The following is a 17,014-nucleotide window of genomic DNA, read 5'->3' on the forward strand; positions in this document are numbered from 1 at the left end:
ATGAGAGAGAAAATTAAAGCGGAATTAGCAAGAATTGAAAAAGAGAATGATGTGAAAATCTTATTTGCAGTGGAATCAGGGAGTCGTGCTTGGGGATTTCCATCGAAAGATAGTGATTATGATGTTAGATTTGTTTATATGCATCCGGTAGAGTGGTATTTATCAATTCATGATAAACGAGATGTAATTGAGTATCCGATTAGTGATGATTTAGATATAAGTGGCTGGGATATTAAAAAGGCATTACAACTGTTTGGAAAGTCAAACCCAGCTTTACTTGAGTGGATTCGATCACCAATTTTTTATTCGAAAAACTCTAACTTTCCAGAGCACCTTCAGCAAATGAGTGAAAAGAATTTTGATCCAAAAGCAACGATATATCATTACTTACATATGGCTTCAAAAAATTATCGTGAATTTTTGCAAGGCGAGAATATAAAATTGAAAAAGTACTTTTATGTATTACGTCCTATTTTAGCTTGTCAGTGGCTAGAAGAGAAAGGGACATTACCTCCAGTAGAATTTAATCGATTGATTACAGAACTATCTATAGAACGTAGTGTATTGAATGAGATTGAGAAGTTGTTAATAAAGAAAAAAGCGGGTACGGAATTAGATGTTGGATTGAAAATTCAAGTGTTAAATCAATTTTTAGAAGAACAAATTGGTTATTATCAGCAATACGTGAAAGGGATTGAAAAGGGATTAGGGATTGATATTGAGAGTTTGAATACACTATTTAGAAACATGTTGTTTGAAGTAAATAAAAAAGAGCACAAGTAAATTTGTGCTCTTTTTTTATCCCGCTATTTGTGGGAGCCTTACTGCCCGTAAACGCCTGATTGGTGTGGACTAATAATCAGCTGGGGATGCACCTCAACACTGATTAAAGTTTCACTTTATTTTGTAGGAATAAAGAAAACAGATATAGCTGCGATAAGACCTGCAAAAGAGAATAAGTAAAAATTCCATGCTAAGTCATATTGCATTGTCATAATAATACCGACAAGAATAGGTCCAGCAATTGCACCAACTCGGCCAAGTCCAAGTCCCCAGCCTAAGGAGGTAGCTCGTATATGTGATGGGAAGTATTGTGTTACATAAGCATTTAATATTTGAGTAATACCAACTGATCCAATTCCAGCAAGACCAATTAAAAGATAAATGATTGTAACAGATGGTTTAATTGTTAGTAGTCCAATACATATGGCTGCCATAAGATAGGAGACGCTAATAACAATTTTTGCCCCTATACGATCGGCAATCGCCCCGGCAAATAATGCGCCGATAGCTGCAGTAATATTTAGCATAAGTAGAAATGATAAACTAGATCCAAGAGGATATCCTGCCTGACGCATCATCTGTGGTAACCAAGTATTTAAACCGTATATTAAAAACATTCCCATTATATAAGTGATCCAAAAAAGTAGCGTTGCTTTTATGTATTCTTTTGAGAATAACGTAAGAAATCCATTTTTCTTTTGTATATTAGATGGTGCTTCGGAAATTTCATCTTTTACATGGAATTCAATTTGAAAGCGATTAAGAATTTTGTTCACTTCTTCTTGTCGATTCCGCGACAATAAAAATTGAATGGACTCAGGTAAATAACGAATAATGAAAGGAATGAGGAGTAGCGGAATCATGCCGATGCCAAACATAATTCTCCATCCGAAATCTTCTAACATAAACATGGATAAAATAGCACCTAACACGATACCTAAAGGATAGCCGGTAAACATAAGAGCATAAATAAAAGATTGTCGTTTTTTTGGTGAATATTCAACAGTAAGTGCGGAAGCTGTTGGGATAACACCGCCTAATCCGATTCCTCCGATAAATCGAGATAGCCCAAATAATTCAGGAGAAGGAGCAATTGCAGCTAAGCCCATTGTGATAGAAAAAAGAACTAAACAGCATATAAGTGTCCACTTTCGTCCAATTAAATCTGTAATGGTTCCGACTAGAATAGCGCCAATAAACATCCCAAATAGAGCATAGCTGGCAATTGTTCCAGCTTGAGCTGGTGATAGTGCCCAGCTGTTGTCTTCTAAAAGCTTTGGCAGAACGGCACCGTAAATACCTAAATCATATCCGTCAGCTAGAATGGCGAGCCAACAAATAAAAACAACAAGTTTTGTAATGGAGCTTGAAAAGATAGTTTCTGTAGATTCTAGATGAGGTGGAGCAGAAGGTTGCATAGTATTCCCCCCTTTTATTTGTAGATGAATATATTATTTTATTCCCTGTTAATATTTCCCTTCTTATGTCGAAATTTATATGAAAAGGTGTCATGAAAAACAAAGAAGTTCAACAGGATTCTTGTTGAACTTCTTTGTTTTTTTATTCGTTATCAACTCGTTTTAATGGTTGATCTGCTGGCCCTTCCATAACATCGCCATCAATTGAAAAACGAGAACCGTGGCAAGGACAATCCCAAGTACAATCACCGTTATTCCATTCAACTTCACAGCCGAGGTGTGTACAAGTCGTATCGACGATATGTAGTTTTCCTTCTTTATCTTTATAAGCACCTGCTCGTTTACCGTTGACATGTACAACGGATCCTTCGCCAACTTCAAGATCCTCTGGTTTACGTAATGCAGTTTCAAGTTTCCCTTCAATTAAATGTTTAGCAACATCAATGTTTTGAGAAAGGAATGTTTTTATATCTGGATTTGCATGAAAGCGTGATGGTGCAAACAGCTCTTTATATGGGCTGTGGACTTTTAGTATGGAATCCTTCAGTAAATGAGCTGCAGCAGTTCCAGTTGTCATTCCCCATTTGCGATATCCAGTTGCAACAAATATATTTGGATTGCTTTCGTTAATATGTCCGATATAAGGGAGCTTGTCTAGCGTAATCAAATCTTGCGCTGACCATCTATAGGGAACTTCATCTACTCCAAAAGTTGCTTCAGCAAAAGAATAGAGTGCTTCATAATGAAGCATTGTATTTATTCCCTGTCCCGTTTTATGACTCTCTCCGCCAATCAAAATTAATTTTTCTCCATTGTTTGTTATATAGCGTAAGGAGCGTTTTGGATCATCAATACTTAAATACATGCCACCTGGATAATCTGTTTTTGCTTTTATTGCAAGAGCATAGGAGCGTTCTGCGTACATTCGCGTAAAGAAAAAGCTATTCGCATCATAAAAAGGAAAGTGAGAACAAGAGACGACATATTCACAAGTGATGCGATGCCCCTCCTTTGTAATTACTTGTGGATAATCTCCTTTTTCCACATCCATAGCTGTTGTTTGTTCATAGACCTTTCCTCCCATCTCCACAAACTTTTCTAAAAGTGTTTTCAAATAAAGGAGGGGGTGGAATTGCGCTTGATTTTTCATTACAAGTGCAGATTGTACTGGAATAGGAATCGATAGAGATTGAACATAGTCACAAGGTATATTTAATTTTTGATAAGCTTCATATTCTTTCGATAAATTTCTTAATCCGTTATCAGTAGTTGTATATAAATATGAATTTTCATTTGAGAAATTACAGTCGATTTTATATGTTTGAACAGTTTCATTTATGAATTGTAGAGCCTTATTATTTGATTCATAGTAAAGCCCGGCCTTTTCTACACCGAAATGATTTATTAATTCATCATAAATAAGATCATGTTGTGCTGTTACTTTTGCTGTTGTATGCCCAGTCGTTCCGTTTAAAATACGACCAGAATCAATTAAAACAACGTCTATGCCTTCTTTTGCAAGTAAATAGGCAGTAGTAATACCTGTAATACCAGCACCGATAATAGCAACTTTCGTCTTTATATTTTCGGATAAACGAGAGAAAGTAGGAAACTGAGTAGATTCAATCCAATAAGATAGCGGCAGTTGTGGAAATGTATCACTTGTCATTGCGGAAACCTCCTAATTTTAGAACAATTTTCCTTTTAATATTTCCATATTATATGAAATTCATGTGTATTGTTTTAGAAGTAGTCTATCTTTATTAAAAGAGGTTATAAATTATTTTAATATAATTAATTAGGTGGGGCATTATGAAGAAGTAGGATTTATATAAAACTAAATTTAAGTGATTCTGTTTGTTGATTACATAGAGAGTTATTGAATGAGATAGAGTCTATGGCGTTTAAGAAAATGTCTATATATAGTAGGTGAATCCTTATGGAATCTATACATTTTCTTTAGTGAAATAAAGTATGATTATAAAAATATAACCAACTTTTATTACTAGGTCATAAAAGTTGTTGACAATATAGAAATTCTATTGTTATGATTCATCATGTGGAAAGGTTGATAGAGAGTAAAAAGAGAAATGTTTTTCATTGATAATAAAAGCGAAAAATAAGTGACGATAGAGTGAGTATATTTTCCTTATAATAGATGCTTTTTGGATCATCTAGTAAAATCAATCTGGAAGCAAGAATTGATATATGTAAGTTGCGCAAGGCGCGGCATAAGAAAGGGGCAAAAGGATGAAGGAGCTTCATACGTTTGGGTGGTATGCAGCACGTGTATCACCACATTTGCCGAAAAAAGCATTTAAACCAGTGCCTACTCGTTTATTTGGTGGACTGGCTTATTTGCTTGTGGCATTGGCGGGGTTAATATCGATTGGTGTATTTGAATTGAATGTGTGGGCGAATCTAGGAATTGCGATTGTTCTTGGATTATGTTTTGCTTCACTAGGATTTTTAGGGCATGAAATTTTACATGGAACTGTTGTAAGAAAGGCATGGCTTCGTGACTTCTTAGGCGCGATTGCATTTATGCCATTATCAACAGGACCAAAGCTTTGGAGAAAGTGGCATAATGCAACGCATCATGTTCATACACAGCATGAAGAGAATGATCCGGATGCATGGCCGACACTTGAGAAACTTAAGAAGAGTAAGTTTTTGAGTTGGGTATATCGTATGCCTTTACATGTACGTTCATTCTTTAGTTTTCTGTCACTAACAATTCAATTTACATTGCATTCAACTCGAATGTTCTTTCATTTTATAAAAGAATTTAAGTCATCGAATCAAAAATCTGTATGGCTTCAACTTCTTTTGCCTTGGACAGTTTGGATTAGTTTATTATTTATTATGGGACCTGGAAAATGGTTATTTGCATATGTAATTCCGTTGTTAATTGCTAACTTTATTGTAATGGCATATATCGCAACAAATCACCGCTTAAATCCAATTGTTCCAGTAAATGATCCGTTAGCAAACTGTTTGTCAGTAACAGTGCCGCGCTGGGTAGACGTTTTACATTTCAATTTCTCGTATCATACAGAACATCATCTGTTCCCTGCTATGAGCTCTAAATACTATCCGTTAGTAAAAGAGAAGATTAAAGAAATGTGGCCGGAACGCTATCACGAAATGCCGATGACAAAAGCATTGGCAGCACTTTGGAATACACCACGTGTGTATTATCACGGAAGTGAATTAGTTGATCCGCATAGAGAACATTTCTACGGTTCTTTAGGAAATGGATTAGACCCTCATAATATTTCATATCGTGAGGAACATATAGAAGAAAAAGAGAGTATTAAAAAAGTAAATCAGTAAAAGTTGATATATTTTGCAGTGAAAAAGCAAGCCATCTCAGGCTTGCTTTTTTTTATAAAGAAACTTCTTTTTTATTCTTTGTATGGACTTGGATAGAGTTTGTCTCTTTGCGCTGTAATCGTTTTTCTAAAAGGTTAACAAAATAAGTAAATAGGAGAACGAGTACGAGATAATATAAACCAACGATTACATATGTATCTAATTGTTGGAAGTTACTTGCGGCAATTGATAAACCCGATCCCCATAATTCGGACAGTCCTACGTAAGCAACAAGTGAGGAATCTTTCAATCCAATAATAAATTGATTACCTAGAGGAGGAAGAGATAGACGAAATGCTTGTGGTAATATAATTCGGCGCATCGCCAAAGGGTAAGGCATGCCTAAAGATCGAGCAGCTTCTAATTGTCCACGGTCAACGGATTGAATGGATCCACGGAAAATTTCGGTAATATATGCACCGTTATGAATTGCTAAAGCAATTGCTCCTGCCCAAAAAGGGGTGAACACAACAACAGATGTAATACCAAAATAGAGAATTGCGATTTGAACAATTAAAGGTGTACCACGAATAATGGCGATGTAGACATGAGCGATACTATTTAGAACTTTATTGTTAGAGATTCGAAAGAAAGCGAATAGTAATCCAATTAATGAGCCGAGTACTAGGGAAGTTAATGTTAATTGTAATGTGACAATAGTAGCTTTTAAGAGTGTGGGGTAGGTAGAGATAAAAATTTCAAACATGCGTTTCACCTCATAGTGTATAGATTTTAGTAGGGAATGAAATACCCCACATAAAAAGTGGGGCATGATTTATGGAATCTTTGAATAGTTAACTTACTTCGTTTTTGCCTCTTCTCCAAGAATATTACGACCAAACCATTTTTTACTAATCTTTTCGTACGTACCATCTTTAATGATTTCATCTAAAGCCTTATTTACTTTCTTAACCATTTCTTTATCATCTTTGCGAATAGCAATTCCCATTTCATCAAGATTTAATGGTTTTCCAGCTTCTTTTATATTTGATTTACCTTCTTTAATCATTCGAAGACCAACCATTTGATCAGTGATTACTGCGTCCACACGCCCAGGCTCTAAGTCCATAAGAGCGGTAATATCACTATCGTATTCTGTAATTTGATCTGTATGTTTTGAAACAAGAGTTTTAAAGGTACTAGCTTTTACAACACCAATTTTCTTTCCTTTCAAATCTTCTGGAGAAGAGATAGATGTATTCTTTTTAGCTACGAAAATCTGGGCACCAGAGCGATAATATGGGTTTGAGAAACTAACAGCTTTTAATCGTTCTTCTGTAATGGCCATACTTCCTAAGATTGCATCATATTTTTTTGATTGTAGACCTTGAATTAGCGTTTCCCACGGATTTGTAATAGGAGCGGGTTTCATTCCCATCTTTTTCGCGAGCGCCTCACCTATTTCTACATCAAATCCGGCAAGTTTTCCGTCATTTTCTTTATAGTTAAAAGGTTTGTATAATCCACTCATCGCATAACGAAATTCCTTTTCACCATTTGATGAAGTAGTCGAGCTTTCCTTACTACAGGCTCCCAGTATGAATGATGTACATAGTGTAATACTCGCAACAATGGTTAATAGTTTTCTTTTCATAAGACCCCTCCTATATATTGATCATACGGATGGTTTTAAGTATGTTATCGAGATATTTTATTTGGACAATTAGTTGTGCACCGTATAAATGTATTTCTTTACGTTTGAAATAGAAGTTACATTATAAAACGTTACGTAAAAACTGTTTTGCTCGTTCATGTGATGGAGCTGAAAAGAATTGCGCTGGCGGAGCATCCTCTACAATTTTTCCGTCATCCATAAAGATGACGCGATCAGCTACATCTCTTGCGAAATTCATTTCATGAGTAACAATAACCATTGTCATTCCTTCTTCAGCAAGTTCTTTCATAACTTGCAATACTTCTCCAACGAGTTCAGGGTCTAAGGCTGAGGTAGGTTCATCAAATAGCATAATTTTAGGATTCATAGCAAGAGCTCGTGCAATCGCAACGCGTTGTTTTTGACCACCTGAAAGTAGGTGAGGAGTTACATCCGCCTTATCTTGTAGGCCGACTTTTTGTAGGAGTTGATTCCCAACATCCTTCGCGTCTGCTGTTTCCAATTTTTTTACGTGAATAGGTGCTTCTATGATGTTTTCTAGTGAGGTCATATGAGGAAAGAGGTTAAAGTGTTGAAAAACCATACCGACATTTTCACGGACTTTGTTTAAATTTGAATGCTTTGGATCAATTCGTTCACCTTGTAAGTGAATTTCACCTTCATCGTACATTTCTAAAAAGTTAAGACAACGAAGTAATGTACTTTTGCCGGAACCACTGGCACCGATTAAAACAACAACTTCTTTTTCTTTTACTTCTAAATCAATTCCTTTTAAAACATCAAGTGAGCCAAATGATTTTACTAGATTTCGAACTTGAATCATACAAAACCCCCAGTCAAAAATATATTTTACAAATGTTGCCCCTTATTTCTGTTATTAGTCATAAATTGTCAGAATCCTTTATTTTTTTCAGGGGGATTTAATATTCAAAGAAATAATGATTTTTAAAATCCCTATATCTTTCTATAACGAAAATATGGATAATAATATATAGGTAGTACTTATATTGCTTATAAGAAGGGGGAAAGAAGAGATGGGAAAAGAAAGAAAAACATTTTCCTTTGGCTTGCGTATACAGCTTATGTTATTTACTACAATTTTAGCTTTCATTACATATTCAACAAGTTTAATTTTCATTTACGTTATATATGATTATTTTCAAAGTTATGTAAGTCAAACTGTTTATAATATTATCGTTATGTTATTAGGTGTAGTATGGTCTGGAATTTTAGCGTATGGGGCAGCAATATTTTTAATTAAACCACTTCGAAAGTTGGAAGAAGCAGCAAGGAAAGCGGCTGAAGGTGATATTCGTGAAGATGTCCCATTGCCAAAGACCGATGATGAGATTAAATCTTTAAGTGTTGCATTTAATATGATGCTAGGGAACTTAAGGGGCATGGTAAAAAATATCGATACTACATTTTCGTATACAAATAATCAAGTTCAGCAAATTAGAAAACAAACAGGTGAAGCGACAAAGCAAGCACAAGGTGTGTCTGAAACCCTTGCGGAGATTTCTTCCGGTGCCGAGCAATCAGCAGCATCGATTCAAGCGATTGTTTCTACTGTTGATACAACGACTTCTATTGCAAATGAAGTAGAAGGAAAAGCAAAACAGTCTGACGAGTTGTCTTCAGAAATGGTTCAAGCTTTAGGACAAAGTACACGTGTCTTTACTTCTTTAATTCAAGGTATTCAAACATTGGCGAGAGAAAATGAAGATTCGATGGAAAATGTACAGAAATTAGAAGAGCGAATGAAACAAGTTGAACACATTGTTTCTGTTGTGAGTGAGATTGCTAGCCAAACAAATTTATTAGCACTCAACGCTTCTATTGAGGCAGCTCGTGCAGGGGAGCATGGAAGGGGCTTTGCGGTTGTAGCAGAAGAAGTACGTAAACTTGCTGATGAAAGTGATCATTCCGCAAGAAACATATCGCAGTTATTACGGAATATGCAAGATGAAGTACAGCAAGTCGCATTGAAAATGACAGAGCAGGTGAAGACAGCTAAAGAAGAGGCGAAACGCGGAGAAGCTACAGAATTAATTTTAAAAGAAATGTCATCAAGTGTTATGGAAGTAGCCGATGCAACTAAGCAAATTAGTAGTTATATGAATGAACAAGTGAATCACATTCATCAAACAGGAGCACAAACAAAGGCTGTAGCAGCAATTGCGGAAGAAACGTCAGCTGGTTCACAAGAAGTGGCACGTGTGACGTTGCAGCAGTCTAAAAATATGATAGCAATCGATCAATTATTAAAAGACTTAGAGAAGCAATCAGCGGATTTAAAACAAACAATTGAACGGTTTTCAATGTAAAAGAGAAGAACAGAATGCTGTTCTTCTCTTTTTTTAGCTAGATTTAATATCTACAGTTAAAAAGTATAAACTATGAACGTTTCCGCAACATTCTTTTCTGTCCCTTTCGGATGAAAATTATAGCGAGCTATAATATTAAAAGGGGTGTCTTTTATGAAAAAAGAAAAAAGACAACGATTAATTAAACAATTTGTAAAGGAGTATGAAATAGAGAAGCAAGAAAGATTAGTAGAATTGTTAGCAAAAAAAGATGTATTAGTAACACAAGCTACAGTTTCTCGAGATATTCGTGAGTTAAATTTAACGAAGGTACCTTCTCAAGAAGGATTAATGATATATAAATTTTTCTCAGAAGAGCATTTACAAACTGATATAAAGTTAAAGAAAAAATTACGAGAGGTTGTTGTAAAAATTGATTGTGTAGATCAATTAATGGTTATTAAAACATTACCCGGTAATGCACATGTTATTGGTGTTTTGTTTGATGAGCTAGATTGGAAAGAAAAAATAGGATGTGTATGTGGAAATGATACATGCCTTATCATTTCTCAGTCAAAATCAGATAGGGAGATTTTAGAAGAAAGGTTAAATTTAATTATTTAGATGCAAAATCCTGTTTTTAATAAAAATTAAAAACAGGATTTTTGTTTAAATACGGAAGTTAAATATTCAACATATATGCGTAATATATGTGTTTTTTTATTGAAAAATCGGGATGAAGTGTTATAAAAATACAAATTCATATGATTTTAAAAAAATAACTTGTTTAATATTTCACAATGATAATGTGGATGCTTTCACAAAGATGAAGGCGCGTAGCATTTATTATGTACTTGTAAGACATCAAACATATTTAAAAGGAGGTACAACAAATGAAGCATCCGATACATGTTACTTCAGAGATTGGGGAATTACAAACAGTTTTATTAAAACGACCTGGTAAAGAAGTGGAAAACTTAACGCCAGATTATTTGCAACAATTATTATTTGACGATATTCCATACTTACCAATTATTCAAAAAGAGCATGATTATTTTGCACAAACATTACGCAATCGGGGTGTTGAAGTTCTTTATTTAGAAAAACTAGCTGCTGAGGCATTAGTAGATAAAAAACTTCGAGAAGAATTTGTTGATCGTATTTTAGAAGAAGGACAGGCTGACGTAAATGTTGCACATCAAACTTTAAAAGAATATTTACTTTCCTTTTCAAATGAAGAATTAATTCAAAAAATTATGGGTGGTGTACGGAAAAACGAGATTGAAACAAGTAAGAAGACACATTTATATGAATTAATGGAAGATCATTATCCGTTTTACTTAGACCCAATGCCTAATTTATATTTTACTCGTGATCCAGCAGCTAGCGTGGGTGATGGATTAACGATAAATAAGATGAGAGAACCGGCGCGTAGACGTGAATCATTATTCATGGAGTACATCATTAAATATCATCCAAGATTTGCAAATCACAATGTACCAATTTGGCTAGATCGTGATTATAAGTTTCCAATTGAAGGTGGCGATGAGCTAATTTTAAATGAAGAAACAATTGCAATTGGAGTATCTGCCCGTACGTCAGCTAAAGCAATTGAACGTTTAGCTAAAAATCTTTTTAGTCGACAAAATAAAATTAAGAAAGTGTTAGCAATAGAAATTCCAAAATGCCGAGCATTTATGCATTTAGATACAGTGTTTACAATGGTTGATTATGACAAGTTTACAATTCACCCAGCCATTCAAGGGCCAAAAGGAAATATGAATATTTATATTTTAGAAAAAGGTCCAGATGTGGAAACTCTTAAAATTACACATCGCACTTCTTTAATGGAAGCATTAAAAGAGGTATTAGGTTTAAGTGAATTAGTTCTTATTCCTTGTGGAGGAGGAGATGCAATTGCTTCCGCTCGTGAACAATGGAATGATGGTTCTAATACATTAGCAATTGCGCCAGGTGTAGTTGTTACATATGATCGCAACTATGTATCCAATACGTTATTACGGGAACACGGTATAGAAGTCATTGAGGTGCTAAGTTCGGAATTATCTCGTGGGCGTGGGGGTCCACGTTGCATGAGTATGCCAATTGTTCGTAAAGATATTTAGTATAAATAACGGAGAAAGTAGGGATGAAGTATGTTAATGACTAGACCAAATTTAAAAGGAAGAAGTTTTCTAGCTGAAAAAGATTTTACACAAGAAGAATTATTATATTTTCTAGATTTAGCAGCAGAATTAAAAGAGAAAAAGAAAAACGGTGTCCCACATCATTATTTAGAAGGTAAAAATGTAGCGCTATTATTTGAAAAAACCTCTACTCGCACGCGATGTGCATTTACAGTAGCATGTACAGATTTAGGTGCGAACCCTGAATATTTAGGGAAAGGTGATATTCAGCTTGGAAAAAAAGAATCCGTAGAGGATACAGCAAAAGTGTTAGGACGTATGTTTGACGGAATTGAATTTCGTGGATTTAATCATGAAACTGTAGAATCTTTAGCACAAAATTCTGGTGTACCGGTTTGGAATGGATTAACAGATATGTGGCATCCAACACAAACACTTGCAGATTTATTAACAATTAGAGAACATGTAGGGAAATTAAAAAATGTGAAGCTTGTTTACGTTGGAGATGGACGAAATAATGTTGCTAATAGTTTACTAGTTGGTGGAGCGATTGTTGGAATGGATGTACGTATTTGTACACCGGAATCTTTATGGCCAGAACAAGAAGTAATTGATTTAGCAAAAAAATATAATGAACAGGTAATGATAACAAGTAATGTGGAAGAAGCTGTTGCGAATGCAGATGTAATTTATACAGATGTATGGGTGTCTATGGGAGAAGAAGAAAAATTTGCTGAACGTGTCGAGTTATTGAAACCTTATCAAGTAAATATGAAAATGATTAAAGAAACAGGGAATGAAAACGTGATTTTCTTGCATTGTTTACCCGCATTCCATGATGTTGAAACGATGTATGGTGAGGAAGTTTATGAGAAATATGGACTGAGAGAAATGGAGGTAACTGACGAAGTATTCCGCAGTAAACATTCAAAAGTATTTGATCAGGCTGAAAATAGAATGCATACAATTAAAGCGGTTATGGCAGCTACTTTAGGAAACATGGAGTAAAGAAGAAAGGGAGTCTTCCTTTCTTCTTTCTCCTCCTTTAGACACTATCATTCACTATTGCTTTCGTATTGTTATTGCAATTAAAGAGAGGTGAGTGGAATGGGTGAAGATAAGAAATTAGGGTTGTTTACATTAACGGCGCTTGTAGTGGGGTCTATGATTGGCGGTGGAGCATTTAATTTAGCAAGTGATATGGCAAAAGGTGCTGGTGCTGGCGCCATTATTATTGGTTGGGTTATAACAGGAATTGGGATGATTGCGCTTGGATTATCTTTTCAAAATCTAACTGTAAAACGGCCAGATTTAGATGGTGGTATTTTTAGTTATGCAAAAGCAGGATTTGGGAATTTTATGGGATTTAATAGTGCGTGGGGATATTGGCTATCTGCCTGGCTTGGTAATGTAGCTTACGGCACATTATTGTTTTCTTCATTAGGGTATTTCTTCCCGATCTTTGAGGGCGGTCAAAATGTAGCATCTATTATTGGTGCAAGCGTATTATTATGGTGTGTTCACATGTTAATTTTACGTGGAGTTCAATCAGCAGCACTTGTGAATTTAGTAACTACAATCGCAAAATTAGTACCTGTATTTGTATTTATTGTTATAGGAATCTTCGCGTTTCATATTGATACGTTCCTAGATGGATTTTGGGGACAAACTGGTTCTTTTTCATGGGGAGCAGTTGGCAGCCAAGTTAAAAGTACAATGCTTGTAACTTTATGGGTGTTCATTGGGGTAGAAGGGGCTGTTGTTTTATCAAGTCGAGCAAAAAATAGAAGTGATGTAGGGAAAGCAACGGTTATTGGCTTAATTGGTACACTCATCATTTACATTTTAATTACATTACTGTCTCTTGGACTTATGCAGCAAGCAGATATTGCTAATTTAAAAAATCCGTCTATGGCTTATTTATTTGAAAGTGTTGTTGGAAAATGGGGTGCTATCTTTATTAATTTAGGTTTAGTTATCTCTGTATTAGGTGCTTGGTTAGGTTGGACTTTACTCGCATCTGAAATTCCGTATTTGGCGGCTAAAGATGGAGTATTTCCAAAATGGTTTGCAAAAGAAAATAAAAATAAAGCTCCAATAAATTCATTATGGATAACAAATGGCTTAATTCAAATGTTCTTATTAACATTCGTCGTTTCCGATCAGGCGTATAACTTTGCATTCTCATTAGCATCTTCAGCTATTTTAATCCCATATGCTTTTTCAGCATTTTATCAACTGAAGCATAGCTTAAAGTCTGAAGAAGCGGATCGAAATAAAAATATAATAATTGGTTTGATAGCAAGTATGTACGGTGTGTGGTTAGTTTATGCAGCTGGTTTAGAGTATTTATTATTAACAATGACTTTATATGCGCCAGGTATTTTTATTTTTTACAATGTTCAAAGGCAAAAGAGTTCGAAGCAAATATTTACTCGAGTGGAATTAGCATCATCGGTAGCAATTGGTGCTTTAGCATTCTTTGCGATTTATGGATTAATTACAGGCAGTATTACTTTATAAAGCGTTATGAAATCAAAATCAACTGGAGGGCTGAAATATGGCACGAAGAAAAATTGTAGTTGCACTAGGGGGAAATGCGATACAGTCTGGAAAAGCTACTGCGGGAGCACAGCAAGAAGCGTTAGAAAAAACAGCGGAACAACTTGTGAAAATAATGGAAAATGATGTAGATATAGTAATTGCGCATGGAAATGGTCCACAAGTGGGAAATATTTTATTACAGCAAAAAGCTGCAGAAACGGAAAAGACACCTGCAATGCCATTAGATACTTGCGGTGCAATGAGCCAAGGGATGATTGGATATTGGATGGAAAATGCGATTGAAAAGGCATTGAAAAAAAGGAATATAAAAAAAGACGTAGCAACGGTTATAACACGCGTTGTCGTGGATGAAAAAGATGAGGCATTTAAAAATCCAACTAAACCAATTGGTCCTTTTTATACAGAAGAAGAGGCCAGAAGATTAATGGAAGAAACAAAAGCAGTGTTTAAAGAAGATGCTGGCAGAGGGTGGAGACGTGTTGTTCCATCACCGAAGCCTGTAAGTATTCATGAACATAAAGTAATTAATTCTTTAGTTGAGGATGGAAATATAGTGATAGCTGTTGGTGGTGGTGGAATTCCAGTAATTGATTCTGAAGAAGGGTTAAAAGGAACTGAAGCGGTTATCGATAAAGATTTCGCTGCGCAGAAATTAGCTGAATTAGTAGATGCCGATACGCTCGTAATTTTAACTGCAGTTGATCATGTGTATGTAAATTATAATCAACTGAATCAAAAGAAATTAGAGCATGTCACAGTGAATCAATTAGAAGAATACATGGAAGAACAACAATTTGCTGCGGGAAGTATGCTTCCAAAAATTGAAGCTGCTATTAATTTTGTTAATATAAATCCAAAAAGAAAAACAATTATTACGTCTTTAGAAAAAGTATATGAAGCACTAGAAGAAAAAGCTGGTACTATTATTTCTAAACAGAATGTATGCATGTATGTTTAAATAATTATGTACGCTATTTATTAGTAAAAAAGAATGGAGTTAGTAACTTCATTCTTTTTATGTATTAATATTTTTTGTACTCATTGTTCATAAAGTTTTCATGATGAAATCTGAATATATAAGTTAGTTATGATAAAATTTAATTTGAATACGCTTTCTTGATTTTTCGCTCCAACATACAGCAAGAGAGAGGGAATTTTATGAATAGACGGAACGTAGTTAAAGATTTAAAGCAATTTGAATTATTTGCTCATTTAACAGAAAAGAAATTGAAAGGTTTGACGGAGTTTGTCTATTGGCGAACTTATAAAAAGGGTCAATTTTTATTTTTAGAAGGGGATTCAAGAGAAAGAATTTACTTCATGTTAGATGGTTTTGTAAAGTTAGAGCGGGTAAATCAAAGTGGAAATTTATTATATGATGACTATGTAAAGCGGTATTCTATTTTTCCTTATGGTGGTATGTTTACAGACAGGGGATATAACTATACGGCAGAAGCGATGACAGATGTAGAGGTATATTATATTCCGACAGTAATTTTTGAAGATATGGTGAAATCTAGTAGGACGCAATTAATGTACGTTGTTCAGCAATTATCATCAATATTAAAACTAAACGAAAATCGAGTGCAAAACATTACAATTCCTAATGCACAAGATCGAGTCATTCAAACATTAAATTATTTAATGCAAGATTTAGGAGAACAGAGTGGCGAAACGATTGTAATTTCCTGCCCACTTACAACAATTGAAATATCGAAAATATCTGGTACGTCTCGAGAGACGGTTAGCGGCGTATTAAAACAATTAAAAAACGATAGTATTGTTACGATTCTGGATAAGAAAATTACAATACATAATCCAACATATTTTGAGGAAGTCTCTATGTGAAAATTGCATATGGATTTTCTAATTCATACTGTATATTAATAAAGTTCTTTATATATTTATAAGGAGCTTTTTTACGTTATCCTCTATAAAAAGATTGTATAGCATGGTAATAATAGCTAAAATCGATAATAAAAAAGTAAGGGGAAGGAGAGAAAGAATGGTCCGAATTGAGTATGATCGATTAGTAGCTATTTGTTACAGTATAGGGGTTTTGTTATTATTAAAAATTCCAAACGATAATGAATTAATTGGGGAAAAACTATTCAATTTCTTTAATGTTCCGGTATATACATATACTTATATGGATTATAAAGTCTCAAATATAGTAATCGTTTCTTTCATACTACATGTAATCGCATTTATATTATTTGTAAAATGGTTAGTAAAAAAGAAATCTAGTACATTTAGAACAATGAATAAGATAAAAGTAGTAGGCATTAGTATTTTGATTTTAATGATGCCGTTTATGCTAAATAACATCCTCCAGACATTGAATAAAACATGGTACTACGCAGGAAAAACAGGGGTAGAGGCGATAGAATATAAAAAAGAAGATAGTCAATGTAGAATGGAGAAGAATGGAGGGGATATTGAACAAAAGTGCATTGTTACTTTAAAAAATTATCGTAATCATTCACAAGCATTAAAAATTGTTTTATATGATAATGCAACAGAAACTTCCAAAAGTTATCCAGTACCGAAACCAGTCTATTTACAAAAACATGAGACAAAACAATTGGAATTTCAAATTCCTGTTGCTTATAATAGCGGTATTGAAAAAGATAAAGTACCAAATATTAAATTACATTCATTGCATAAAAATGATGAGAAATACAATTAATCCGTAATTGAAAGTTTATGAGTAGGAGCAATAATTTGAAAAGATATAGAAAATCAACTTGAATCATCCAACATGCTGCGAGGTAACGGCATATTGGATGCTTTTTTATTTTATCC

The 17,014-nt window shown here is 34.4% G+C and carries 15 protein-coding genes and 1 pseudogene; 11 read left to right on the forward strand and 5 right to left on the reverse strand.

Features of this window, described 5'->3' with window-relative positions:
- The gene (locus JDS81_RS19855) at window positions 1–783 is read left to right on the forward strand and encodes a nucleotidyltransferase domain-containing protein (RefSeq protein ID WP_097953933.1); all 783 of its coding nucleotides are present in this window, start codon (window positions 1–3) and stop codon (window positions 781–783) included.
- A 116-nt stretch (window positions 784–899) separates the two neighbouring features.
- Here the strand turns inward: JDS81_RS19855 and JDS81_RS19860 are convergent, their stop codons facing one another.
- Together JDS81_RS19860 and JDS81_RS19865 are read right to left on the reverse strand one after the other, a co-directional pair.
- Window positions 900–2,201, reverse strand: coding sequence for an MFS transporter (locus tag JDS81_RS19860; RefSeq protein ID WP_097953934.1), 1,302 nt, complete (start codon window positions 2,199–2,201; stop codon window positions 900–902).
- Window positions 2,202–2,343: 142 nt separating this feature from the next.
- On the reverse strand, window positions 2,344–3,870 hold the full coding sequence (locus JDS81_RS19865; RefSeq protein ID WP_097895658.1) for an FAD-dependent oxidoreductase: 1,527 nt from the start codon (window positions 3,868–3,870) through the stop codon (window positions 2,344–2,346).
- A gap of 581 nt (window positions 3,871–4,451) precedes the next feature.
- On the opposite strand from JDS81_RS19865, the gene desB reads away from it, so the two are divergent.
- A complete protein-coding gene (desB, locus tag JDS81_RS19870; protein WP_000661221.1) occupies window positions 4,452–5,537 on the forward strand; it encodes a Delta(10) desaturase DesB in 1,086 nt (361 codons plus the stop codon).
- Window positions 5,538–5,589: 52 nt separating this feature from the next.
- Here desB and JDS81_RS19875 read toward each other — a convergent pair whose 3' ends face one another.
- The 3 genes from JDS81_RS19875 to JDS81_RS19885 all read right to left on the reverse strand — a co-directional run bounded on the left by JDS81_RS19875 (window position 5,590) and on the right by JDS81_RS19885 (window position 8,014).
- Window positions 5,590–6,282, reverse strand: a complete 693-nt coding sequence (locus JDS81_RS19875) for an amino acid ABC transporter permease (protein ID WP_000461553.1) — start codon at window positions 6,280–6,282, stop codon at window positions 5,590–5,592.
- Window positions 6,283–6,375: 93 nt separating this feature from the next.
- Window positions 6,376–7,170 (reverse strand): ABC transporter substrate-binding protein, encoded by a 795-nt coding sequence (locus tag JDS81_RS19880; RefSeq protein WP_000823745.1) that lies wholly within the window; start codon window positions 7,168–7,170, stop codon window positions 6,376–6,378.
- 121 nt (window positions 7,171–7,291) lie between these two features.
- Window positions 7,292–8,014, reverse strand: coding sequence for an amino acid ABC transporter ATP-binding protein (locus JDS81_RS19885; RefSeq protein ID WP_000616929.1), 723 nt, complete (start codon window positions 8,012–8,014; stop codon window positions 7,292–7,294).
- Window positions 8,015–8,390: 376 nt separating this feature from the next.
- Between JDS81_RS19885 and JDS81_RS31190 the strand changes: the two are divergent.
- From JDS81_RS31190 to JDS81_RS19925, 9 genes and pseudogenes are all read left to right on the forward strand, one after another.
- Window positions 8,391–8,576, forward strand: a pseudogene (locus JDS81_RS31190) (HAMP domain-containing protein); the annotation flags it as partial.
- Between the two features lie 15 nt (window positions 8,577–8,591).
- Complete coding sequence (locus tag JDS81_RS19890; RefSeq protein ID WP_434088068.1) at window positions 8,592–9,518, forward strand: methyl-accepting chemotaxis protein; 927 nt, start codon at window positions 8,592–8,594, stop codon at window positions 9,516–9,518.
- 153 nt (window positions 9,519–9,671) lie between these two features.
- The gene (gene argR / locus JDS81_RS19895) at window positions 9,672–10,121 is read left to right on the forward strand and encodes an arginine repressor (protein ID WP_000711836.1); all 450 of its coding nucleotides are present in this window, start codon (window positions 9,672–9,674) and stop codon (window positions 10,119–10,121) included.
- Between the two features lie 269 nt (window positions 10,122–10,390).
- Window positions 10,391–11,623, forward strand: a complete 1,233-nt coding sequence (gene arcA / locus JDS81_RS19900; RefSeq protein ID WP_000682324.1) for an arginine deiminase — start codon at window positions 10,391–10,393, stop codon at window positions 11,621–11,623.
- 30 nt (window positions 11,624–11,653) lie between these two features.
- On the forward strand, window positions 11,654–12,652 hold the full coding sequence (argF, locus tag JDS81_RS19905; RefSeq protein ID WP_000930304.1) for an ornithine carbamoyltransferase: 999 nt from the start codon (window positions 11,654–11,656) through the stop codon (window positions 12,650–12,652).
- A 99-nt stretch (window positions 12,653–12,751) separates the two neighbouring features.
- Entirely contained in the window at window positions 12,752–14,167 is a 1,416-nt protein-coding gene (arcD, locus tag JDS81_RS19910; RefSeq protein WP_000503405.1) for an arginine-ornithine antiporter, read from the forward strand.
- Between the two features lie 37 nt (window positions 14,168–14,204).
- Window positions 14,205–15,167 carry a carbamate kinase gene (gene arcC, locus JDS81_RS19915; protein ID WP_097953935.1) on the forward strand — a complete coding sequence of 321 codons (963 nt, stop codon included), beginning with the start codon at window positions 14,205–14,207 and terminating at the stop codon, window positions 15,165–15,167.
- 200 nt (window positions 15,168–15,367) lie between these two features.
- Complete coding sequence (locus JDS81_RS19920; RefSeq protein ID WP_001081910.1) at window positions 15,368–16,057, forward strand: Crp/Fnr family transcriptional regulator; 690 nt, start codon at window positions 15,368–15,370, stop codon at window positions 16,055–16,057.
- 157 nt (window positions 16,058–16,214) lie between these two features.
- Window positions 16,215–16,898, forward strand: coding sequence for a hypothetical protein (locus JDS81_RS19925; RefSeq protein WP_016513787.1), 684 nt, complete (start codon window positions 16,215–16,217; stop codon window positions 16,896–16,898).
- Window positions 16,899–17,014 lie beyond the last annotated feature (116 nt).

Source organism: Bacillus cereus group sp. N31, assembly GCF_016483245.1.
Lineage (GTDB): Bacteria > Bacillota > Bacilli > Bacillales > Bacillaceae_G > Bacillus_A > Bacillus_A toyonensis.

Bases quoted from the DNA above. Each gene is read 5' to 3' on its own strand.
- JDS81_RS19855 (WP_097953933.1), top strand. From the start codon at position 1: ATGAGAGAGAAAATTAAAGCGGAATTAGCAAGAATTGAAAAAGAGAAT.
- JDS81_RS19860 (WP_097953934.1), bottom strand. From the start codon at position 2,201: ATGCAACCTTCTGCTCCACCTCATCTAGAATCTACAGAAACTATCTTT.
- JDS81_RS19865 (WP_097895658.1), bottom strand. From the start codon at position 3,870: ATGACAAGTGATACATTTCCACAACTGCCGCTATCTTATTGGATTGAA.
- desB (WP_000661221.1), top strand. From the start codon at position 4,452: ATGAAGGAGCTTCATACGTTTGGGTGGTATGCAGCACGTGTATCACCA.
- JDS81_RS19875 (WP_000461553.1), bottom strand. From the start codon at position 6,282: ATGTTTGAAATTTTTATCTCTACCTACCCCACACTCTTAAAAGCTACT.
- JDS81_RS19880 (WP_000823745.1), bottom strand. From the start codon at position 7,170: ATGAAAAGAAAACTATTAACCATTGTTGCGAGTATTACACTATGTACA.
- JDS81_RS19885 (WP_000616929.1), bottom strand. From the start codon at position 8,014: ATGATTCAAGTTCGAAATCTAGTAAAATCATTTGGCTCACTTGATGTT.
- JDS81_RS19890 (WP_434088068.1), top strand. From the start codon at position 8,592: ATGGTAAAAAATATCGATACTACATTTTCGTATACAAATAATCAAGTT.
- argR (WP_000711836.1), top strand. From the start codon at position 9,672: ATGAAAAAAGAAAAAAGACAACGATTAATTAAACAATTTGTAAAGGAG.
- arcA (WP_000682324.1), top strand. From the start codon at position 10,391: ATGAAGCATCCGATACATGTTACTTCAGAGATTGGGGAATTACAAACA.
- argF (WP_000930304.1), top strand. From the start codon at position 11,654: ATGTTAATGACTAGACCAAATTTAAAAGGAAGAAGTTTTCTAGCTGAA.
- arcD (WP_000503405.1), top strand. From the start codon at position 12,752: ATGGGTGAAGATAAGAAATTAGGGTTGTTTACATTAACGGCGCTTGTA.
- arcC (WP_097953935.1), top strand. From the start codon at position 14,205: ATGGCACGAAGAAAAATTGTAGTTGCACTAGGGGGAAATGCGATACAG.
- JDS81_RS19920 (WP_001081910.1), top strand. From the start codon at position 15,368: ATGAATAGACGGAACGTAGTTAAAGATTTAAAGCAATTTGAATTATTT.
- JDS81_RS19925 (WP_016513787.1), top strand. From the start codon at position 16,215: ATGGTCCGAATTGAGTATGATCGATTAGTAGCTATTTGTTACAGTATA.